The sequence below is a fragment of the Pseudomonadota bacterium genome, assembly GCA_013285445.1.
Lineage (GTDB): Bacteria > Pseudomonadota > Gammaproteobacteria > Xanthomonadales > Wenzhouxiangellaceae > Wenzhouxiangella.
Genome location: CP053448.1, coordinates 3,175,995 through 3,196,655 on the forward strand (window position 1 = coordinate 3,175,995; position 20,661 = coordinate 3,196,655).

The following is a 20,661-nucleotide window of genomic DNA, read 5'->3' on the forward strand; positions in this document are numbered from 1 at the left end:
TTCTGGATCAGGCCGTGCTATCCTTTCCGATCGCGGCCGCCACCGTGTGATGCGGTGCCGGCCAGACCCCAACCGTACCATTCGAGCTTGAAATGTCAGACGCACAAAAGCAGATCGACGCCCACAACCAGGCAACCAACGAGTTCATCGAACTGGCCAACCAGATGGTCAACGAACGCGGATTCGACCAGAATGTCGTTTCGGCCGCGCTGATGGCCGCCTCGGGCGTCTATGCCACCTTCGTGGCTGCCGGAAACCAGGGTTTTCTCGCATCCAACGGCATCGAAAAGGTGGCGACCATGTACAAGAATAACCTGACCTACATCCAGCAGCGCAAGAAAGAAGAGCTGGAGGCCAAGGGACTCAAACCGATTCCCAAAGCCGAAGCCGACCAGCACGCCGGCAACCCCACCGAGATCAAGAACGACTGATATTTCGGGCCCTTAGCTCAGCTGGGTTAGAGCAGCCGACTCATAATCGGTAGGTCGCAGGTTCAAGTCCTGCAGGGCCCACCACATTCAGAACGGTGCGTGGCGTATTGGTTGGGGAACCATAAATTGGCCGTTTTGGCCACTTTATGGTCACCAGGGAAGCATAAAGTGGCCACTCCCAACCACGATTTGTCACGCCCGTCCCGCGTTCGGGACAGGTGTGATCATTCCTGGACGTCGCTCAATCGTTCGAACGCGGGCGCAAGCCTAATGTTCTCGTTGGCCATGGCTAAGCTAGTGTACCCCGTCAATTCCGAACGCGCCCTTGGGTAAGTGATGTTACTACAGCCTGCTCACGTTCCGTTGGAAATTCTTTGGCAGGGGGGTGTTATACGTGGGTCAAAATTCGATGCAAATCCGGGGGGGGCTAGTGGGTCAATTTTGGGTGCCATTCAACACGGTGGTGACCGCAAGCCTGCAGACCCTCGTGCCCGGGCGCGAAGTGAAGATCGCGGACTATATGGCCAACCTTGCGCGGTGATGGCAGCAACCGTGCTGCGTATGGCGGTTAGTTCGCTCGATCGCTGACTCTCCAGCGCCGCTTACCATCCGGCTAACCATTGTGGAAGGGGATTGACGTAGATCGGAACGATCTGGTCCAGGCTGGCCATGAAGAGCAAACCGGTCGTGACGTTGAAAGCCAGCGTCAACCCGACCCAGACCATGGCCTGCACACCCCTCGGCTTAATCCCAAGCGTGGCTGCTACAACCATGCCGTGCAGCATGAAAAATGCAAGCTGATAGCCCTGGAAGTGCCCTGCACCGAGGGAGAATCCGAATTCGTGGATCAGTGCGGAGATAAAAAACACCCATAGCGTCAGCACCACCGGTCGCCGTCGTCCCCCGAACGGCTTGAATACGTTCTCGTGGAAAAACTGCTGGATAGGTCGGTTATAGCGGCGCCAGAAATCTGCCGGGGTGCGGGCAGCAAGCGGCGCATGATGTGGATTCCGCGCCCGGGCGCCCATCAGGCGCGCAATGGCAAAGAAAGACTCGAATAATCCGAGAACGCCGACAAAGAAACCGAGAGTCTTGCACAGATGCTCCACGAAGAAGGGCCAGTTTCCCCAGGCGATGACATAGAGCCCTTTGAGCAGCAGAAAACCGCACGCCATCAGCGCAGTGCCACGGAACAGGTGGATGACATTCTCGCACCGGGTCCCGGCCGGCTCCGCGTTTGCCTTGCGCAGGACGAAGCTACCGAAGTTGGGCAGGTAGGCGAGATAAGTTGGACAATTGGGCCGGTGCCCTTTCGCAGCCCCAACCGACACGTCGATGATTTTGAGCGCCAGCAATCCGCAGCCGATTGCCGCAACGAGCCGGCCAAGGCGCGACTCCAGAACCAGGGGAAGCGGCAGAAGTATTAGGCAAAAAGTTGCGCAAGCCAGCGCCAGCAACGGACGCTCGAAGCGCAGCAGTGGATGGAACCCTGCGGCCACTCCGAATGCGATCCCCATGAGCAGTGCCACGGTCAACATGTTTTAGGGTCAGCCTTCGAATCCACTGGCAAGGATTATCGACGAAAGCGTCGTGACGCGGAATCCAGGACACCGGAATTCACGCACCCACGAATTCTAGGAATTGTCCTACAGTCCGACCCGGGATTCTGAGGATTGGCCAGTGCCCAAGCGGGTGGCAAGATCAACGCATGACTTATCCACGCAGTCCATTGGTCAGCAACGAGAAACCCGGTTTCTATCATTGTATGAGCCGCTGCGTCGGGCGCGCCTTCCTCAGCGGCTTCGATAGCACCACCGGCAAGGTCTTCGAGCACCGCCGCCAGTGGATCGAAGATCGCATCCTTGCGCTGGCTGATAGCTTTGCGGTGTCCGTGTACGCCTACGCGGTCATGTCGAACCACACACGTGCGCCACGAGGCGCGTTGTTGCCGTGCGGGTTGAAATACCCGAACGGCCAGCGCTTTTTTCACCCAGCCGGAGCTCGACCGCAAACTGAACCCCAACGTTGCATAACTTTTCGGAGATGGAAGCCCGGAGAGTCGTATTTCCGGGGGCTGCACAGAGTGTTGCCAACCGGAGCGTAGCTTCACCCTACCTGAGGATTGGCAACGCGAGTACAGACCCCGGAAATGCTGCTATACCGGGTAGCCTAGCCCGCATTATTCATGAATCGCCGCGATTTACCGTGGAGCGGCTCATGAGGTGTCTGGGCCTGCAGGGCACGCACCGTGGCGTTGTCGGACGGTGGAGAACGGAGCTGACGATCTCAATCCGTCTGATATGACGACTGAACGCATAATATAATCCTAATTCGTCATTATCGACGACTATGTAATCATAAATTAATCGCGCAAACTGGCGAATTAAGGCATAATTGACCCTTAAATTGTCAGATCTGATGAGTCATGAACCTGTCCGACCTTGCCACCGATGATGCCGTGCTCGCCGAGCTGGGGCAGCGCCTGGCCCAGCGACGGATCGACGCGCGCCTAACCCAGGCCGAGCTGGCCGAGCGCGCCGGGGTCGGCAAACGCACCGTCGAGCGCATCGAGGCCGGCAAGTCGGCGCAGATGACCAGCCTGGTGCGCATCTTCCGGGTGCTGGAGCTGCTCGCGGTGCTCGACGAGCTGCTGCCCGCGACCGGACCGCGCCCGCTCGATAAGCTCCGCCACCAGGGCCGGCGCCCGCAGCGCGTGTCGAAACGCCGAACCTCGTCTGGCGAAGACGACTGGACCTGGGGTGACGACGCGTGAGCGACGTCGCCGAAGTCCGGCTGTGGGGGCGCAGCATCGGCGCCGTGGCGCTGGAGGCCGGCAGCGACGTGGCCGCGTTCGAGTACGACCCTGCTTTCGTCAGCAGCGGCATCGAGATCGCACCGCTGGCCATGCCGCTGTCGCGCCGCGTCTTCCGCTTTCCCGAGCTGCCGCGCGAGACCTTCCACGGGCTGCCCGGCCTGCTGGCCGATTCGCTGCCCGACAGGTTCGGCCACGCGCTGATCAATGCCTGGCTGGCGCGCCAGGGCCGCCCGCCCGCTTCGATGAACGCCGTCGAGAGGCTGTGCTACACCGGCGCCCGCGGCATGGGTGCGCTGGAATTCCGGCCGGCCATCGGCCCCAGCGCCACGCGCTCGCGCCGGCTCGAGGTCGATGCGCTGGTCGCGCTGGCGTCCGAAGTGCTGACCGGCCGCGACCGCCTGCACGCCAGGTTCGACGAGGACACCAGCGAGCGCGCCATGGCCGACATCCTGCGCGTGGGCACCTCGGCCGGCGGGGCCCGGGCCAAGGCGGTCATCGCCTGGAACCCGGAAACCAACGAGGTGCGTTCGGGCCAGGTGCCGGTCGAGGAAGGCTTCGAGCACTGGATCCTGAAGTTCGACGGCGTACGCGGCAACCGCGACCACGACCTCGACGACCCGCAGGGCTATGGGGCGATCGAGTACGCCTACTACCTGATGGCTACCGCCGCCGGCATCGACATGGAAGAATGCCGGTTGTTCGAGGAAAACGGCCGCCGCCATTTCATGACCCGGCGCTTCGACCGCGACCGCCGCGGCGGCAAGCGCCACATGCAGTCGCTGTGTGCGCTGGCCCACTTCGACTACAACCTGCCCGGCGCCTACAGCTACGAGCAGGCGCTGCAGATCATCCGCCGTCTTGATCTCGGCCCGGATGCGCTCGAGCAGCAGTTCCGGCGCATGGTGTTCAACCTGCTCGCGCGCAACCACGACGACCACGTCAAGAACATCGCCTTCCTGATGGACAAGCGCGGGCAATGGCGCCTGTCGCCGGCCTTCGATGTCACCTACAGCTACAACCCCGACGGCGACTGGACCGCTAGCCATCAGATGAGCGTCAACGGCAAGCGCGATGGGTTCGAGCTCGAAGACCTGCGCGCCTGCGCCCGCAACGCCTCGATGAAGCGCGGCAGGGCCGAGGCGATTCTGTCCGAAGTCAAGGCTGCCGTCATCGAATGGCCCCGTTTCGCCGAGCGCGCCGGCCTGCCCGCCAATACCACCCGGCGGATCGCGGGCATGCATCGCGACATTCACTGACGCGATCAGAACGCTCGTGTCCGGTGAGCCGGCGCCTGAATTGCCCGGTCAGGAATGGGGCCGACGTCGCGCAGTGACTATTGACCCGGCACGATTGCAGATCGCATTCAGCCGCAGCGTGCGCCGCGCCCCTTGTCACAGCATCCGTGCGTGCGTGCGATAATGGCGTCCTGGCACGATTCGGAGGTGTGTGCGATGAACGTGGATATTGCCATCGTCGGTGCGGGGCCGGCGGGACTTTGCCTGGCCCGGGCTCTGGCGGCGCCGGATCGATCGATGGCCGTGATCGATCCGGCCACCGAGGACGTTCTGGCCGAGCCCGAATGGGACGGGCGCGAGATTGCCCTGACGCATGCCTCCAAAACCGTGCTTGACCGACTCGGGCTTTGGTCGCGCATCGATGCCGATCAGATCAGCGCGCTGCGTGACGCCGAGGTTACCGACGGCAATTCCACCCATCCGATGCGGATTGATCACAGCGACGGCCGGGCCGAACAGCTCGGCTGGCTGGTCTCCAACCATCTGATCCGCAGAGCCGCCTGGCAGGTCGCGCGTGAATGCGAGGGCCTCACCTGGCTGACCGGTCGGCGCGTCGAGGCAACCTCCGACCAGGGCCAGGCCCGACGGCTGAGGCTGTCCGACGGCACGCAACTGGAGGCCGGAGTGGTCGTGGCCGCCGACGGTCGCTTCTCGGCGACGCGCCGCGCGGCAGGGATCAGCGCGCACATGCGTGATTTCGGCAAATCGATGCTGGTCACGCGCATGACGCTGGAGCAGCCGCACGAGCACATCGCACGCGAGTGGTTCGGGCATGACTTTACCCTTGCCCTGCTGCCGCTCAACGGCCAGCAGGCATCAACCGTGGTCACCCTGCCGCACGAGCGCATCGAGCGATTGATGAGCCTCGAGGAAGCCGATTTCAATCGCGAAATCACCGAGCTCTACCGCCACCGCCACGGCCAGATGCAGCTGGTCGGCAAGCGTCATGCCTACCCGCTGGTTGGCGTGATGCCGGACCGGCTGACCGCGCCGCGCCTGGTGTGCGTGGGTGATGCCGCCGTTGGCATGCACCCGGTGACCGCCCACGGATTCAACCTGGGGCTGACCGGTGTCCGGATTCTGACCGATGAAATCGCCAAGTCACGACTGCGTTCCGGCGTGACGCTCTCACCCCGCGCCATGGCTGCCTATGCCGCTCGCCTGCGCGCTCACAGCGTGCCGCTGTATCTGGCCACGAACACGATTGTGAGTCTGTATACCAGCGACCGGCTGCCGGCGCGAATCCTGCGCCGCGCGGCGCTGCGCACGGCCGCTGGCGTGGCGCCATTCCGGCGGGCCATCGCCGGCCAGCTGACCGGCCGGAGCGGGCCGCTGCAGGTGCTGGCCGGGCGCTGAAAACGGCCTTCCAGGCCGCGGGATCCGGCACTGTGGGGGGGCGCCAGAACGCTCCGTGTGCGGGCCCCGGCAACAGCCGCTGGCAGCACATGGCGATGGGCGCGGGTTACTGCCGGCGGTAGAGGAATTCCTGCATACCGTTGCCTAGCAGCATGGTGCTTTCCGAGCCAAAACCCGGCAGCTGCTTCTCGAGCGCTTTGGGACTGTAGCGGGGGGCCGGAGACTGCGGACCGGAGATCGGCTCGACAGTCAATTGCCCAGGGCCCTGCGGTGCAAAAGACCAGGGCGTACTCGGCATGTGGCGCGCCGAGTACTCGATCAGGGCGTGCAGGCTGGCGCGCGGGCGTGCACAGCGGGCCAGTCGGCCGGCCAGCGCTCTGATCTCGTCAGGTGACAGATAATTGAGCAGGTTCCAGCACAAGATCAGATCCAGCGGCTCGTCGTCGATCGGCGCCAGCAGCCGATCCAGCCAGGCCGCCATCGAATCGGGCTCGCCGTCGGTCGGCCGCTTTTCCAGCGCCGCCGGCAGGTCGATGACCAGCAGGCGGCAGCGAAAGCGGCTGAACAGATCCACCGTGCCGGCCCTGGCGCAGCCCAGATCGGCCACGACGTAGCGTCGGTCCTCTTCAAACGCGGCCACGGTCGATTCGAACAGCGGGACGCGCAGCTCGAGCGGCCCGGATTCAAGCTCCGAACTCATTGCGGCACTGGACACGGACATTGCGGGGCCGGCAGGCGCTGACGATTAGTGCTTGATGCCCTGGGCAGCCGGTTTGTTCGGTGCCGGGTCCGGTCCCTTTCCGGGCTGCTGCGGTCCGCCCGATGGCTTGTCCGCGGTCGAAGACCGGCCTCCTGCCGTGGTCGAATGCGGTGACTTGCCCGAAAAGGCCTTGCTGAGCACTTCACTTTCGGCATCCATGTCGATCGAGCCGTTGAAGCGGGCACCGTCTTCCAGACTGACGCGCGGGGCCACGATCGAGCCGCGCACCTGGGCCGGCTTGCGGATGACCACCTGCTCGGAAGCCACGAGATTGCCTTCCATGGTGCCGTCGACGTAGATCGTGTGAGCGTAGATATCGGCCTGGACATTGCCCTGGCTGCCGATGGTCACGCTGTTTTTCTTCAGCTCGATCGTGCCCTTGACCTTGCCTTCGATGACCAGGTCCTCTTCGCCGCGCAGCTTGCCGTCGACGTTGATGGACGGTCCGATCACGGCCGCCGAACCGGGTCGGTTGCCGCTGTCGGGACGAGGCGAACGCCGGGCCTCGACGGCCGCGGCAGACTGGCGTTCCCGTGCATCTGCCTCAGTCCCTTGAGGGTTGTCGCGCTTGTTGAACATGCTGGTTGATTCCGTTGCTTGAGCGGGTCTGAACGCACAAAACTACTCCCCCGGCTGCTGCGGGTCAAGCGCCCTGGAATCATTGCCGAGGCAACGCCGACCAATCCGTGAACTGGATCTCATAAACCCGACCGACCTGTATGACACATCACGGCCGCCGGTTGCGCCAGGCTGAAACTGCGACAGCCCGGCGGCACGGCCCGGGGCCGCCCTCACTCGAGGTCGAGGAAGCTCCTGAGCTGTTCCGATCGGGTCGGGTGGCGCAGCTTTCTAAGCGCCTTGGCCTCGATCTGCCGAATGCGCTCCCGGGTGACGTCGAACTGCTTGCCGACTTCCTCAAGAGTGTGATCGGTGTTCATGTCGATACCGAAGCGCATGCGCAGCACCTTGGCCTCGCGCGGAGTCAGGCCGGAGAGCACCTTCTGCACGGTATCGGTCAGGCCCGTGGTGGTGGCCGTATCGACCGGCGAGAGGATGTTGGCGTCCTCGATGAAGTCGCCCAGGTGAGAATCCTCGTCATCGCCGATCGGCGTTTCCATCGAGATCGGTTCCTTGGCAATCTTGAGTACCTTGCGCACCTTGTCTTCGGGCATTTCCATGCGCTTGGCCAGTTCTTCCGGGGTCGGCTCGCGACCCATTTCCTGAAGCATCTGGCGGGAGATGCGATTGAGCTTGTTGATCGTCTCGATCATATGCACCGGAATGCGGATGGTGCGCGCCTGGTCGGCAATCGAACGCGTGATCGCCTGGCGAATCCACCAGGTCGCGTAGGTCGAGAACTTGTAGCCGCGGCGATATTCGAATTTGTCGACGGCCTTCATCAGGCCGATGTTGCCTTCCTGGATCAGATCCAGGAACTGCAGGCCCCGATTGGTGTACTTCTTGGCAATCGAAATGACCAGGCGCAGATTGGCCTCGACCATTTCCTTCTTGGCGCGCCGGGCCTTGGCCTCACCGATCGACATCGAGCGATTGAGCTCTAGCAGCTCAGCAATCGAGATGCGCTGGTCACGTTCGAAGCGCGCCAGTTTGCCCTGAAGTTCGGCCAGTTCTTCGGCGTGATCGGCCAGCGCGCGTGCCCATGTTGTGCGGCGCCTGACCAGACCCTCAAGCCACTCCGGATCGCTGGCGTTGTCCCGGAAGCTGACCAGGAACTCCTTGCGCGGCATACCGGCCCGCTCAACGCAGATGATCATGATGGCCCGCTCGATGTTGCGGGTACGCGAGACGATGAAGCGCATTCGGTCGATCAGGTACTCGAACAGCCGCGGCGGCAGCTTCAGGCGCATGAACTGCTCGGCGATCAAATCTCGGGTTTCAGCCGCTTTCGGACTGGTCGGGCCATAGCGATCGTATAGCTTGAGAAAGCGCTCGTGCAGACGGGCCATCTCGTCGAAGAACTGGGTGACCTGCTCCGGATCGGGCAAGGTGCTGACCGTCGGCGCCGGCTTGTCCTCGTCTTCTTCGTCAATCTCTTCGGAATACTCCGCTTCCTCGGCAACCGCTGCTTCCATCGCGTCTTCCGAGATCAGATCCATCTCGGCGAGCAGCGTCGGATTGATGAAGCCGCTGATCAGTTCGTTCAGGCGCAGGTTGCCTTCCTTCCAGGATTCCACTTCCTCGAGCAGGGTTGTGATCGTGCCGGGGAAACGCGCCAGCGCCTGGTTGACCTGGTTGAGTCCGTCTTCAATTCGCTTGGCGATATCGATTTCGTCTTCCCGGGTCAGCAGGGACACCGACCCCATTTCGCGCATGTACATGCGCACCGGGTCGGTGGTGCGACCCAGTTCGGTTTCCACTGCGGCCAGCGCGGCCTCGGCATCCTGCTGCGCGGTTTCGTCATCGGTATCGGTACTGGCCGAATCATTGAGGATAAGCGCATCGGCATCGTCAGGCTCTTCCTCGAACACCTTGATCCCCATATCGTTGATCATGTTGACGATATCCTCGATCTGGTCGGGATCGACAATATCGCCGGGGAGATGGTCATTGACCTGGGCATAGGTCAGCCACTGGCCCTGTTCACGTCCTTTCTGGATCAGCTGCTTGAGCTGCGAGGGTCGGGGTGCGTTATCCATTGCTGCGGTATCAGTGCTCATGATGTCGCTCATCCAGGCGCAGGCTCAGCAGCCGGCGCAGTTCGCTGGTTTGGTCCTCGTCCAGCCCGCCCGCGTTGAGTTGGGCCTGCTGAAGTTCACGGACTCTCATCCTTATCTGTTGACGACGGATTCTGACCACAGTTCGTGCCAAGGCATCGGGCATCTTTTCGTGGTCGTCAATCACATCGCGGGCGGCCAGTCGGGCCAGCCAGGGCGCTTCGGGACGCTCTCGCCACGCCTCGAGCAGCTTAGCCGTAGAAAATTGGGGCTTTTGACGGCAAAAGTCAATCAGTTCACGCAAGAAATCCAGTCCCTTGATCGACGCCGGCCCCTGCAGCCCGCCCACATCGACCCCGGCGGCCAGGCTCGGGCGCTGGACGATCAGCGCCACGGCGTACTGAACCGGCGTCAGTGACCGATCGTCCTCGGCCGCGCCGCGACGGACGACTCCCACCTGTGCTGCCGACGTCGGCATGTCCCCGAAATGGCCGCTGCGGCGCGCCAGCTCGTCGCGCATCAGCGCACGAAACGGCCCCTCGGGGAGCTTTTCAAGCAGCGGTCGGGCCAGTGCCACCAGGCGCGCCCGGCCATCGAGCGTGGATACGTCAACCTGAGCAGACAGGTGATCGAAGAAAAAGTTCGACAGTGGCCGGGCCTGATCCATCAGTTGCCCGAACGCGCCGGCCCCCTGTTCGCGGATCAGGGAGTCCGGGTCCTCGCCCTCGGGCAGAAACAGGAATCGGACCTCCCGATTGTCCCGCAGCACCGGCAGGGCGGCCTCGAGCCCGCGCCAGGCAGCCTGGCGACCGGCGCGATCGCCGTCGAAACAGAATACGACCACCGGCGTGGCCCGGAACAGCAACTCGATGTGCTCGGCCGTCACGGACGTGCCGAGGGTGGCCACCGCGTTGTCGAAGCCAAACTGGTAGAGCGCGGCGGCATCCATGTAGCCTTCCACGACCAGCAGCCGGTCCGGCAGGCCGCCGCGACGGACCTGAAACAGCCGGTAGAGTTCGCGACCCTTGTGAAAAACGGGCGTTTCAGGCGAGTTCAGGTATTTCGGTCCGCGGTCGCTCAGCGCCCGTCCACCGAACGCGATCACCCGGCCGCGCCGGTCATGGATTGGGAACATCACCCGGCCGCGGAACCGGTCGGTCACGCGGCCGTCGCGGCGGGTGACCAGCCCGGCGTCTTCCAGTTCCTGCGGCCGGAATCCATCGCTGAACAAGAAATCGGCGAGGGCCTGCCAGGCATCCGGCGCATAGCCAATGCCAAATTCATCGACCGTGGCCTTGTCGAACCCGCGCGACTTGAGGTAGCTCCGAGCCGTTTCGCTGCTGCCGAGCTGGCGACGAAACCAGGTCTGGGCCTGCGCCAGCGCCTGGTAGAGACGGTCGTTGGTCCTGACCGGCTCCGACCCGGCCTCGCGCGGCACGCCCAGGCCGGCCGCGTGCGCCAGATCCTCGACTGCGGCCGGGAACTCCAGCCCGTCATAGTGCATGATGAAACCGATCGCGGTGCCGTGGGCGCCGCATCCGAAGCAATGGTAGAACTGCTTTTCGGCGCTCACCGTGAACGAGGGTGTCTTTTCGTCGTGAAACGGGCACAGCGCCTTGTGCTCGCCGCGGCCGGCGGGCTTGAGGTCAACGCGCGCGGCAATCACCTCGACGATATCGACACGCTCCAGGAGGGTTTCAATGAATGATTCGGGGATGCGGCCGGCCACCAGCTCATTCTAGCGGCCCGCGGCTCATCCGGCCAGACGTTGCCGCACCATGGCCGACACCCTGCCCATATCGGCCCGGCCCTGTACCTTGGACTTGAGCAGGCCCATGACCTGACCCATGCTGCTCATGTCGCTGGCGCCGGTCTGTTCGATGGCACGGGTGAGGAGTTCATCGAGTGCTTCATCCGTGAGCTGTTCGGGCAGATAGGCTTTGAGCAGGTCAATCTCCGCTTCCTCGATCTCTGCCAGCTCCGGGCGGTTGCCGGCACGGTACTGCTGCGCGGACTCGCGGCGCTGTTTGATCATTTTCTCGACAACCGCCAGTACCTGCGCGTCATCAAGCTCGACGCGCTCGTCGACCTCGCGCTGCTTGATGGCCGCGGTGGCCATGCGCAAGGTCTTCACGCGCGCCTTGTCGCCGGCACGCATGGCCTGCTTGACGTCGTCGGAAATGCGGGATTTGAGACTCATCGGCGGGGAGCGGGGGCGGTCGCTGCGGGCCGGAGGGACAGCCTCGACACGGCGACCGGTGCGATTCTAGTACAATCGCCTGCGGTTGACCCGTTCGCGCGAGAGCTTGCGCAGATGCCGCTTGACGGCCGCCGCCTTCTTGCGCTTGCGCTCCTGGGTCGGCTTCTCGTAGTACTCCCGGCGGCGGCTCTCGGCCACCACACCGGCCTTTTCGCAGGAGCGCTTGAAACGACGCAGAGCGTATTCAAACGGCTCGTTTTCCTTGACCTTGACGCTGGGCATTAAAATCGCTATCCAGAAGTTTGTGGAAAGTCGGCCATTATAAACCGCGAATTGGGCAGCATGCAAAACATAATCGGCATCGAAACGTCCTGCGACGACACCGGGGTGGCGCTGTTCAGCCCCGATCACGGCATCGTCGGCGAACTCGTCTACACCCAGGCCGACCATGCCGCATACGGCGGCGTGGTGCCCGAACTGGCCTCACGCGACCACATCCGCAAGCTGCCCGGCATGCTGCGCGAACTGCTCGACCGCAGCGGACAGCCGAGTGAATCCATCGATGCGATCGCCTACACGGCCGGACCCGGACTGGCCGGCGCCCTGTTGGTCGGCGCCGCTACCGCGGTTGGCCTGGCCGCTGCGCTGAAGCGACCGGCCATCGCCGTACATCATATGGAAGGCCACCTGCTCTCGCCCCTGCTGGCCAGTCCCGGCCCGAGGTTTCCGTTCGTCGCCCTGCTGGTCTCCGGCGGCCACACCATGCTGGTGGCCGTCGAGGGACCGGGCCGATACCGCCTGCTTGGAGAAACACTCGATGACGCGGCCGGTGAGGCTTTCGACAAGACAGCCCGCCTGCTCGGCCTGGGCTATCCCGGTGGGCCGGAAATCGCCGCCCTTGCCGAACAGGGCGACTCTGACCGGTTCGAGTTTCCGCGTCCGATGGTCAATCGACCCGGCCTGGACTTCAGCTTTTCAGGGCTCAAGACGCACACCCGCACCCTGGTCGCCCGGCTCAATCGGGACGACTACGCCGACGTTGCCGCCGGATTTCAGCAGGCAGTGGTCGAGACCCTGGTCATCAAGTGCCGGCGAGCGCTTGCACAGACCCGCATGAAGCAGCTGGTCGTCGCCGGCGGCGTCAGCGCCAACCGCCACCTGCGCAAAGCCCTGGAGCAGGCACTGCCGAAGCAGGTATTCTATCCGCCAATGCACCTGTGCACCGACAACGGCGCGATGATCGCGCATGCCGGCTGGTATCGCCGCTGTGAAGGCAGTACCGATGGCCTGATCGAGGTACGCCCACGCTGGCCGATCGAATCACTGGCCCGCCTGGATGACTGACTGTCTGGAACCCGCCGCATAAGCCGGCAAGGCAAGGCCATGGATATCGTCTTCATCAGCGATCTGGAAATCGACACCGTCATCGGCATCTATGACTGGGAGCGCAAGATTCGCCAGACCGTCAAGCTCAACCTCGAGATGAGTGCCGATATCCGCGGGGCCGCGGCATCTGACCGGATCGACGATGCGCTCGACTACAAGGCGGTGTCCAAGCGCCTGATCGCCTTCGTTCGCGACAGCCGCTTCGAGCTGGTCGAAACTCTGGCCGAACGCTGTGCCGAAATCGTGCTGCGCGAATTTCCGGTCGACTGGCTGCGCTTGCGGCTCGAAAAACCCGGCGCGGTCCGCGGCTCAAGGTCGGTCGGCATTCAGATCGAACGGGGGCGTCGGCCATGACCACAGCCTATCTGGGCCTGGGTTCCAACCAGGACGCCAAGTCCAATATCCGCGCCGGTATCCGGGTGCTGGATCGCACTTTTTCCGACGCCGTTTTTTCGCCCGTGTACCGTTCGTCGGCAGTGGGGTTTTCCGGCAACGACTTCCTCAACTGCGCCGCGCGCATCGATACCGACCTGTCGCCCAGCGAGCTGAAGGACTGGCTGAGCGCGCTTGAAGATGCCTACGGCCGCGACCGCAGTCAGCCCAAGTTCTCCGACCGAACCCTGGATATCGATATCCTGCTCCACGGAGACAAGGTCGGCGAGTTCGACGGCCTGACCCTGCCGCGCGGCGAGATTCTCAAGTATGCCCACGTCCTCAGGCCGCTGGCCGACCTTGCACCCGATCTGAAGCATCCGGAAACCGGCAAGACGTTTGCCGAGCACTGGGATGAATTCGACGGCGACCGGTCCCTGGTGCGGGTTGAGGATTTGCCCGACTGAGGCGCCGGTATCACTCCGTCGCGGATGCGACCGCGACCTGCGAATCCGGCCCCGCCAGGATGCAGGTCGGGGCCGCGTCCCCGACGGACGACTCACGAATCCGACCCCCAGGATGTAGGTCGGGGCCGCGTCCCCGACGGACGAGGTTCGGAAGCGGAACGCGCGGCGGCACACCAACCGAGCCGTCGCGGATGCGACCGCGACCTACGCGGCCGAGCGCCGACATCGCGGCGCAGGTCGGCGTCGCCTCGCCGACCGACGGCCTCACATATTCAGCAGGCGACCGCCGTCGACGGCCAGGATCTGGCCAGTCACGTAGGGCGCATCCAGGGCCAGAAAGGTCACCGCCCCGGCAATATCCTCCGGCTGCCCCTGGCGCCTGAGCGGCACGCGTTCGAGAATGGCCGCACCGGCCTCTTCCGCCTGCCCGCTCTCGGGCCACAGAATGGCGCCGGGCGCAACACCGTTGACGCGTACGCGCGGGGCCAGCTCACGCGCCAGCGAGCGCGTCTGCATGATCAGGCCGGCCTTGGCCTGGCTGTATATCGGGTGACGAGCCAGCGGCACGAGACCGTGGATATCGACCAGGTTGACGATGGCCCCGCGGGCCTCGCGCAGACACGGCGCGCAGGCTGCGGAAAGAAAGAACGGGGCACGCAGGTTGCTGATCATCAGCTCGTTCCAGTGGTCTGCGGTGGCCTCCCTGACCGGCGTGGGAAAAAAGGTCGAGGCGTTGTTGACCAGCACATCGATCCGGCCAAAGCGTGCCCGGCTGGCTTCGGCAATCGCAACCGGCGCATCCGGATCGGCCAGATCCGCCTGCACGACCAGCACCGACCCCGGCCGCCGGCGGTCGAGCGCGACGGCCAGCGCCTCGGCTTCGCGCCGGGAGCCGCGGTAATGCAGCACGATATCCAGACCACGATGGTGCAGCGCCTCGACGATGGCCGCGCCAATGCGTCGCGCACCGCCGGTTACAATCGCTACGCGGTTTCCGTCTTGCTGATGATCCGATGCCATCTCTGACTCCTGCGCTGGACCTGCCCGAGCCACCGGCCGAACTGGCCGAGCTCAGTCATCAATTGTGCACCAGGATCATCGATGAAATCGAAACGACGGGTCCGATGCCGTTCGACCGCTACATGTCGATGGCGCTCTATGAGCCGGGTCTGGGCTACTACGTCAACGGCCTGCACAAGTTCGGCCCGGGTGGGGATTTCGTCACCGCTCCCGAGCAGGGTACGCTGTTTGCCGCCTCGCTGGCCCGGCAGATCGATGCCGTGGCCGGCGCCCTTGGCGACGGCTGGTCGGTGCTCGAGCTCGGGGCCGGCTCGGGTGCGCTGTCGCGCGACCTGCTCGAACGGCTGCAGCAGCCGCCAGCGCAGTACCTGATCGTCGAGCCCAGCGCCGTTCTGCGCCAGGTCCAGGCCAAAACTCTCGCTGCCCTGCCCACCCCGCTGCAGGGTCGGGTCGAATGGCTTGATGCGCCGCCGGCCGACCCGTTTTCGGGCGTGATGGTGGCCAACGAGGTGCTCGATGCCCTGCCGGTCGCACGCTTTGCGCTCACCGATCAGGGCTGGGTCGAGCACTGCGTCGCCTATAACGGCCACCGCCTGGTCTGGCAGCCCCGACCGCCGCGCAGACGCCTTGAACAAGCTATCGAACGGCTCGCCGGGAAACTGGGCCGCCGACTGCCGACCGGCTATACCAGCGAGCTGAGCCTGAATCTGGCGGGTCTGATCGAAACGGTCACCGCGCCGCTTGCGCGCGGGCTCGTGCTACTGATCGACTACGGCTATCCGCGTGACGAGTACTATCACCCGCAGCGCAGCGACGGTACCCTGGTCTGCCACTATCGCCATCGCGCCCACTTCGAGCCCTTTGCCTGGCCGGGCCTGACCGATATATCGGCATTTGTCGATTTCACCGCCGCCGCCGAGGCTGGCGCCGGGGCCGGACTCGAGGTCTCCGGATTCACCAGTCAGGCGGGTTTCCTGCTCGGTCTTGGCGCAGCCGACGCGTTGGCCCTGGCCGGCAACGAACGTGAACGCCTGAAGCTTGCCGGCGAACTCAAGCGTCTGACGCTGCCCGCGGAAATGGGCGAAAAATTCAAGGTTCTCGGGCTGACGCGCGATCTCGACCAGCCCCTTGAGGGTTTCGAGATGATGAGCCAGCTGCACAGGCTTTGAGGGCGAAGGCGCGGGGCGTGAGGCGCCTTTTCTAGACCCCTTACTCTAAACGCCTCGCCTACCATCGAGACTGAGATAAACTCGGTACGCATCATGCCCAAGACCTACGATTACATCATCATCGGCGCCGGCTCGGCTGGATGTGTACTGGCCAACCGCCTCAGCGAGGATCCGGATGTGCAGGTGTTGCTGCTCGAGGCCGGACCGCGTGACTGGAATCCGTTCATTCACATGCCGGCTGGTCTGTCGAAGCTGATCGCGTTCAAATCGCTCAACTGGAACTACGAAACCGAGCCCGAGCCCGGCCTGAACAACCGGCGCGTGTACTGGCCGCGCGGCCGGGTGCTGGGCGGGTCGAGTTCGATCAACGCGATGTGCTACGCGCGTGGCCATCGCAGCGACTACGACGACTGGGCCGCCGGCGGTGCTGAGGGCTGGTCCTGGGACGAGGTGCTGCCCTACTTCAAGCGCGCCGAGGATCAGGGGCGCGGCCCATCGGCACTGCATGGCGTGGGCGGACCGCTGAGCGTGCAGGATCTGGGCTATGTCAATCCCCTAAGCGACGTGTTCATCCAGGCCGCCGAACAGGCCGGCTACGCGCGCAACCGCGATTTCAACGGCCCGGCCCAGCGCGGCTTCGGGCGATACCAGGTCACGCAGCGCGACGGGCGCCGCTGCAGTTCGGCAGTCGCCTACCTGCATCCGATACGCGGACGCAGCAACCTGACCGTGCTGACCGGTGCCCTGACCCTGGCGCTGGAGGTTTCGGGGGCGCGGGTCGCAGGCGTCCGGTTCAGGCACCGCGGTCTGGTCCGCCGTGCCGCTGCCCAACGCGAGGTTCTGCTCAGCGCCGGCTCGATCAACTCGCCGCAGATCATGATGCTCTCGGGCATCGGTCCGGCAGACGTACTCGAGACCGCCGGCATTCGGGTAGCCCACGAGCTGCCCCAGGTCGGCGCCAACCTGCAGGATCATCTCGACGTCTGCACCCTGACGAGATGCTCTCAGCCGGTCACCTACGACCAGCTCAACGAGCTGATGGTCGGCCTGCGCTATTTCCTTCACCATGAAGGGGAAGGCACCTCGAACATCGCCGAGGCCGGCGGCTTTCTGGTCAGCGGTCGCGGTCGTGATGATCGCCCCGATATCCAGATGCATTTCGTGCCGGCCCTGCTCGACGACCACGGCCGCAACCGCCTGCCGGGCGACGGGTACACCGTCCATGCCTGTCCGCTGCGTCCGCAAAGCCGCGGACGCATTCGCATCGTCAGCGACGATCCACGCCGGCCCCCGGCCATTCACGCAGGTTATCTCAGCGCTCCGGAAGATCTCGAGATGATGCTTGAATGCGTGCGACTGTCACGCGAGGTGCTGGCTCAGCCGGCCTTCAAGCCGTTTCGCGGTCACGAGATCTTCCCCGGCGACGAAATCAGGGATCGCGATGGCCTGATTGACTTTGTCCGCAATAAGGCCGAAACCATCTATCACCCGGTCGGCACCTGCCGCATGGGCAGCGATCCGCACTCGGTGGTCGACCCGCAGCTACGAGTGCGCGGACTGCAGGGGCTGCGCGTAGTCGACGCCTCGGTCATGCCAACACTGGTTGGCGGCAACACCAACGCCCCGGTGATCATGATTGCCGAGAAGGCAGCCGACCTGATTCGAGGTGGTACCGGATCCGTTGTCAGAAAGCGGCGCGAGGCCGCCGCGGCCTGATCGATACGGCGCTCCGGCCAGGCTGGTGCGTGAACAACCGATGGTGTTAGGCTGGCAGAAAACGCATCGGAGTATCCGCATGAGCGATCATGTCTACAAACACATCCGGCTGACCGGCTCGTCGAGCGAGAGCATGGAGGCGGCGGTCAATAACGCCATCGAACGCGCCGCCGGCACGGTCAAGAACATGCGGTGGTTTCAGGTCATCGACACGCGCGGCCATGTCGATAACGGACGGGTCGCCCACTGGCAGGTCACCCTGGAAGTTGGTTTTACGCTGGACTCCTGAGTGTCGGCAGCGGGACGTGCAGCAGGCCGCACACGACACGCAGCAGATCGAGCTCGTCGTCGTTGACCTGCTGATCATGGACCACGCAGGCCATCAGGCTGAGAACCAGCTTCTGACGTGACGATGGACGCAGGTTGTCGAGTCGCGCCAGGGCGCTGTCGAGCGCCTCCGGCCAGTTGTCGATGTGCCTGATGTCGTCGGCCGGCTGATCGCCGAGCAGGGCCCAGCCGGAGGCGAAGGCCGCCTGCGCCTGTTCAGGCGACTGCCGGTGTCCGTGTCGGGCCAGAATCGACAGTACTTCGGCGGCCTCATCCAAGGTATCATCCAGCCGCAATCGTCCCGCTGGTTCGGAAGTTTCGGGCTTGAGTGAATCGCGTATCTGGCGGCTGACCAGGCGTGACAGCGCATACTCGAACACATCGACGTGCCCGTCGGATCCGACCAGCTCATCGAGCAGACGCATGAACTCGACCAGTTCACCGTCGGGTCGCTTGCGCAGCGAGGGAAAGGCGATCTCGGTCAGCGGCAGGCGCTGCGAACGGGGCAGCTGCGGGCAGGCCTGACGCAGTGCTCGCACCCGGCGCTCGCTTTCGCTGCCCAGCGCGCGCGCAATGGCCAGCAGCTGACGTTCACGCACCGCGTCGTCTGCATCGAGCAGCACACTGCACACCACTTCCAGTACCCATTCATCAGAGCGCGCAGCGCGCCGCAGCGGCTGCGGCAGTTCGGCGCTCAGCAAGGCCGCAGCCAGGACCTGCTCGAGTCCCGGCTTGCCAATGCGGTCGATCAGTGACTCGGCATTGAACAGGCCGCCGGCGCCGGGTGAGGCAGGCTCGGCCTTCGCCCCGACATCGCCGGCCTCAGCCTGCGCGTCCAGCTCGGCCCGGCGCATCTCGGCCCGGCGATCAAGCCGTTTCGCAATCTGCTTGAACTCGGACGGGTCGAAGCCGGGGTCGATTGCCCGGATGCGCTGCTCGAGCGGTGGATGGGTCGCGAACAAGCGCTGGCTCATGCCCTGGCCAAACAGCATATGTCCGACCTCCTCGGTGTCCACCTCGAGGCGTGAGCCGGTCTGGAGGGCGCCGATTTTCTTCAGCGCCCCGGCAATGCCGTCGGCGCTGCGCGTGAACTGAACGGCCGAGGCATCGGCCAGGTACTCGCGCTGACGCGAGACCGCCGATTTGATCCAGCGGCCGAAGAACAGCCCGACATAGCCGATGATGACCACGGCAAGCCCGATCATCACGGCCGGTGCCGCGTTGCGGCTGCCGCGGGCAAAACGCGACGAATAGAGCAGCTTGCGGCCCACGATGGCGATCACCAGGATACCGAACAGGAATCCGATCAGGCGGATGTTGAGCCGCATGTCGCCGTTGAGGATATGGCTGAATTCGTGCGCGATCACGCCCTGCAGTTCATCGCGATCAAGGTGCTCGAGCGTGCCGCGCGTGACCGCAACCGCTGCATCGGCCGGCGAAAAGCCGGCGGCAAAGGCGTTGACGCCCTGTTCCTGCTCGAGCACGTAAATCTCGGGTACGGGCACACCGGAGGCGATGGCCATTTCCTCGACCACGTTGCGCAGGCGCTGGCGCAGCGGATCGGTCGTGTCGTGCTCGATCCGGGTACCGCCCAGCTGGCGGGCAATATCGCCGCCACCGGCGCGCAGCTGCAGGCTGCGCATGGTACTGGCGCCGAAAATGATCAGTGCGGTCACTCCCGTGGCCGTCAGCAGCATCAAGGGGTCCGGTCCAGCAATGGTGAAGACCACCGCATCAACTGCAACGATGATCGCTACCACGGCCAGCGCGAACAGCACCACCAACAGCCTGGTCTGCCGCCGAGCCCGGTCCTGGTGCTCGAAGAAGTTCATCGCTTAAACGCGAGGGGTTCCGGGTTCCGGGTTCGGGGTTCCGGGGCGGGCGCGCTGTAGCAACGGTGGGCGGCTACGCCGCGAACCGCAGTCGCCGAGTGGAGGCCGCTAAGCCGACTCGGGCAAGTGCGCGGCTTGGCCGCCCACCACAACCCCGAAGCGCCCGCTCCGGAACCCCGAACCCCGAACCCGGAACCCCGCTTTTTCATTTATGAAAAATCGACTTGCACCGCCTCACGCTTGCTCGGGTCGTCGATCTCGAGCAGCTCGGCCGGGTTGAAACTGAACAGGCCGGCAATGATATTGGCCGGCACGCTTTCGCGCAGGATGTTGTAGTTCATGACCGCATCGTTGAAGGCCTGGCGCGCGAACGCCACCTTGTTCTCGGTGCTGGTCAGCTCCTCGGACAACTGCATCATGTTCTGGTTTGCCTTGAGGTCGGGATAGTTTTCCGACAGCGCGAACAGACGCCCCAGCGCGCCGGACAGCCCCTGTTCAGCCTCCGAGAGCTTGCGCATGGCGTCCGGATCAGACGGGTCAGCGGCAGTCTGCTTGAGTTGCTGATGCGCGCCGTTGCGAGCCTGAATCACCGCCTCGAGCGTCTCGCGCTCATGGCTCATGTACTTCTTGGCCACTTCGACCAGATTGGGGATCAGGTCATGGCGGCGATTGAGCTGCACGTCGATTTGCGCAAAGGCATTCTTATAGCGATTGCGGGCAGCCACCAGCCGGTTGTAGAGGACGATGCCGAACAGTACCAGACCGACGGCCAGAGCAAGTACGATCCATTCCATTATGGAGACTCCGGAGGAACTGCTGAAAAGTGTACCCGCTTTGCCG

Annotated in this window: 20 protein-coding genes and 1 tRNA gene; 11 read left to right on the top strand and 10 right to left on the bottom strand. The window is 64.2% G+C overall.

The features are described from left to right. Positions 1-92 precede the first annotated feature (92 nt). On the top strand, positions 93-431 hold the full coding sequence (locus tag HND55_14120) for a DUF3144 domain-containing protein (protein QKK03698.1): 339 nt from the start codon (positions 93-95) through the stop codon (positions 429-431). A gap of 6 nt (positions 432-437) precedes the next feature. Next, positions 438-515: transfer RNA gene (locus HND55_14125), tRNA-Ile, on the top strand. A gap of 518 nt (positions 516-1,033) precedes the next feature. Here HND55_14125 and HND55_14130 read toward each other — a convergent pair. Beyond that, positions 1,034-1,969, bottom strand: a complete 936-nt coding sequence (locus tag HND55_14130) for a hypothetical protein (GenBank protein ID QKK03699.1) — start codon at positions 1,967-1,969, stop codon at positions 1,034-1,036. 887 nt (positions 1,970-2,856) lie between these two features. Between HND55_14130 and HND55_14135 the strand changes: the two genes are divergently transcribed. The 3 genes from HND55_14135 to ubiM all read left to right on the top strand — a co-directional run bounded on the left by HND55_14135 (position 2,857) and on the right by ubiM (position 5,897). Then, complete coding sequence (locus HND55_14135; protein ID QKK03700.1) at positions 2,857-3,204, top strand: helix-turn-helix transcriptional regulator; 348 nt, start codon at positions 2,857-2,859, stop codon at positions 3,202-3,204. Next, the gene (locus tag HND55_14140; GenBank protein QKK03701.1) at positions 3,201-4,502 is read left to right on the top strand and encodes a type II toxin-antitoxin system HipA family toxin; all 1,302 of its coding nucleotides are present in this window, start codon (positions 3,201-3,203) and stop codon (positions 4,500-4,502) included. The genes HND55_14135 and HND55_14140 overlap by 4 nt, the downstream gene beginning before the upstream one ends. 195 nt (positions 4,503-4,697) lie before the next feature. Continuing rightward, on the top strand, positions 4,698-5,897 hold the full coding sequence (ubiM, locus tag HND55_14145; protein QKK03702.1) for a 5-demethoxyubiquinol-8 5-hydroxylase UbiM: 1,200 nt from the start codon (positions 4,698-4,700) through the stop codon (positions 5,895-5,897). Positions 5,898-6,003: 106 nt separating this feature from the next. Here ubiM and HND55_14150 read toward each other — a convergent pair whose 3' ends face one another. The 6 genes from HND55_14150 to rpsU form a co-directional block, all read right to left on the bottom strand. Then, positions 6,004-6,597, bottom strand: a complete 594-nt coding sequence (locus HND55_14150; protein ID QKK03703.1) for a class I SAM-dependent methyltransferase — start codon at positions 6,595-6,597, stop codon at positions 6,004-6,006. 45 nt (positions 6,598-6,642) lie between these two features. Further along, positions 6,643-7,236 (bottom strand): polymer-forming cytoskeletal protein, encoded by a 594-nt coding sequence (locus HND55_14155; protein QKK03704.1) that lies wholly within the window; start codon positions 7,234-7,236, stop codon positions 6,643-6,645. Between the two features lie 212 nt (positions 7,237-7,448). Further along, entirely contained in the window at positions 7,449-9,314 is a 1,866-nt protein-coding gene (gene rpoD / locus HND55_14160; GenBank protein QKK04125.1) for an RNA polymerase sigma factor RpoD, read from the bottom strand. Positions 9,315-9,324: 10 nt separating this feature from the next. After that, complete coding sequence (locus tag HND55_14165; GenBank protein QKK03705.1) at positions 9,325-11,061, bottom strand: DNA primase; 1,737 nt, start codon at positions 11,059-11,061, stop codon at positions 9,325-9,327. A 24-nt stretch (positions 11,062-11,085) separates the two neighbouring features. After that, complete coding sequence (locus tag HND55_14170) at positions 11,086-11,532, bottom strand: GatB/YqeY domain-containing protein (GenBank protein QKK03706.1); 447 nt, start codon at positions 11,530-11,532, stop codon at positions 11,086-11,088. 66 nt (positions 11,533-11,598) lie between these two features. Next, positions 11,599-11,814, bottom strand: a complete 216-nt coding sequence (gene rpsU, locus HND55_14175) for a 30S ribosomal protein S21 (GenBank protein QKK03707.1) — start codon at positions 11,812-11,814, stop codon at positions 11,599-11,601. Positions 11,815-11,874: 60 nt separating this feature from the next. Here rpsU and tsaD point away from each other — a divergent pair, with 60 nt between their 5' ends. The 3 genes from tsaD to folK are packed head-to-tail and all read left to right on the top strand — an operon-like array spanning position 11,875 to position 13,757. Then, entirely contained in the window at positions 11,875-12,876 is a 1,002-nt protein-coding gene (gene tsaD, locus HND55_14180; protein ID QKK03708.1) for a tRNA (adenosine(37)-N6)-threonylcarbamoyltransferase complex transferase subunit TsaD, read from the top strand. A gap of 39 nt (positions 12,877-12,915) precedes the next feature. Then, entirely contained in the window at positions 12,916-13,272 is a 357-nt protein-coding gene (gene folB, locus HND55_14185) for a dihydroneopterin aldolase (GenBank protein ID QKK03709.1), read from the top strand. Beyond that, on the top strand, positions 13,269-13,757 hold the full coding sequence (gene folK / locus HND55_14190) for a 2-amino-4-hydroxy-6-hydroxymethyldihydropteridine diphosphokinase (protein QKK03710.1): 489 nt from the start codon (positions 13,269-13,271) through the stop codon (positions 13,755-13,757). The genes folB and folK overlap by 4 nt, the downstream gene beginning before the upstream one ends. Positions 13,758-14,021: 264 nt before the next feature. On the opposite strand, the gene HND55_14195 is transcribed toward folK, so the two are convergent. Then, positions 14,022-14,810: a pteridine reductase gene (locus tag HND55_14195; GenBank protein QKK03711.1), complete on the bottom strand. Its 789-nt coding sequence runs from the start codon at positions 14,808-14,810 to the stop codon at positions 14,022-14,024. Here HND55_14195 and HND55_14200 point away from each other — a divergent pair. From HND55_14200 to HND55_14210, 3 genes are all read left to right on the top strand, one after another. Continuing rightward, positions 14,771-15,946 (top strand): SAM-dependent methyltransferase, encoded by a 1,176-nt coding sequence (locus HND55_14200; protein QKK03712.1) that lies wholly within the window; start codon positions 14,771-14,773, stop codon positions 15,944-15,946. The two genes, HND55_14195 and HND55_14200, sit on opposite strands and share 40 nt — an antisense overlap. Positions 15,947-16,039: 93 nt before the next feature. Continuing rightward, positions 16,040-17,662 (top strand): choline dehydrogenase, encoded by a 1,623-nt coding sequence (locus HND55_14205; protein ID QKK03713.1) that lies wholly within the window; start codon positions 16,040-16,042, stop codon positions 17,660-17,662. A 79-nt stretch (positions 17,663-17,741) separates the two neighbouring features. Further along, on the top strand, positions 17,742-17,951 hold the full coding sequence (locus HND55_14210; GenBank protein QKK03714.1) for a dodecin domain-containing protein: 210 nt from the start codon (positions 17,742-17,744) through the stop codon (positions 17,949-17,951). On the opposite strand, the gene HND55_14215 is transcribed toward HND55_14210, so the two are convergent. Together HND55_14215 and HND55_14220 are read right to left on the bottom strand one after the other, a co-directional pair. Next, on the bottom strand, positions 17,935-19,821 hold the full coding sequence (locus HND55_14215) for a M48 family metallopeptidase (GenBank protein ID QKK03715.1): 1,887 nt from the start codon (positions 19,819-19,821) through the stop codon (positions 17,935-17,937). The genes HND55_14210 and HND55_14215 overlap by 17 nt on opposite strands. 209 nt (positions 19,822-20,030) lie before the next feature. Continuing rightward, on the bottom strand, positions 20,031-20,615 hold the full coding sequence (locus tag HND55_14220) for a LemA family protein (GenBank protein QKK03716.1): 585 nt from the start codon (positions 20,613-20,615) through the stop codon (positions 20,031-20,033). Positions 20,616-20,661 lie beyond the last annotated feature (46 nt).

Bases quoted from the DNA above. Each gene is read 5' to 3' on its own strand.
- HND55_14120 (QKK03698.1), top strand. From the start codon at position 93: ATGTCAGACGCACAAAAGCAGATCGACGCCCACAACCAGGCAACCAAC.
- HND55_14130 (QKK03699.1), bottom strand. From the start codon at position 1,969: ATGTTGACCGTGGCACTGCTCATGGGGATCGCATTCGGAGTGGCCGCA.
- HND55_14135 (QKK03700.1), top strand. From the start codon at position 2,857: ATGAACCTGTCCGACCTTGCCACCGATGATGCCGTGCTCGCCGAGCTG.
- ubiM (QKK03702.1), top strand. From the start codon at position 4,698: ATGAACGTGGATATTGCCATCGTCGGTGCGGGGCCGGCGGGACTTTGC.
- HND55_14150 (QKK03703.1), bottom strand. From the start codon at position 6,597: ATGAGTTCGGAGCTTGAATCCGGGCCGCTCGAGCTGCGCGTCCCGCTG.
- HND55_14155 (QKK03704.1), bottom strand. From the start codon at position 7,236: ATGTTCAACAAGCGCGACAACCCTCAAGGGACTGAGGCAGATGCACGG.
- rpoD (QKK04125.1), bottom strand. From the start codon at position 9,314: ATGGATAACGCACCCCGACCCTCGCAGCTCAAGCAGCTGATCCAGAAA.
- HND55_14170 (QKK03706.1), bottom strand. From the start codon at position 11,532: ATGAGTCTCAAATCCCGCATTTCCGACGACGTCAAGCAGGCCATGCGT.
- rpsU (QKK03707.1), bottom strand. From the start codon at position 11,814: ATGCCCAGCGTCAAGGTCAAGGAAAACGAGCCGTTTGAATACGCTCTG.
- tsaD (QKK03708.1), top strand. From the start codon at position 11,875: ATGCAAAACATAATCGGCATCGAAACGTCCTGCGACGACACCGGGGTG.
- folB (QKK03709.1), top strand. From the start codon at position 12,916: ATGGATATCGTCTTCATCAGCGATCTGGAAATCGACACCGTCATCGGC.
- folK (QKK03710.1), top strand. From the start codon at position 13,269: ATGACCACAGCCTATCTGGGCCTGGGTTCCAACCAGGACGCCAAGTCC.
- HND55_14200 (QKK03712.1), top strand. From the start codon at position 14,771: ATGCCATCTCTGACTCCTGCGCTGGACCTGCCCGAGCCACCGGCCGAA.
- HND55_14205 (QKK03713.1), top strand. From the start codon at position 16,040: ATGCCCAAGACCTACGATTACATCATCATCGGCGCCGGCTCGGCTGGA.
- HND55_14210 (QKK03714.1), top strand. From the start codon at position 17,742: ATGAGCGATCATGTCTACAAACACATCCGGCTGACCGGCTCGTCGAGC.
- HND55_14215 (QKK03715.1), bottom strand. From the start codon at position 19,821: ATGAACTTCTTCGAGCACCAGGACCGGGCTCGGCGGCAGACCAGGCTG.
- HND55_14220 (QKK03716.1), bottom strand. From the start codon at position 20,615: ATGGAATGGATCGTACTTGCTCTGGCCGTCGGTCTGGTACTGTTCGGC.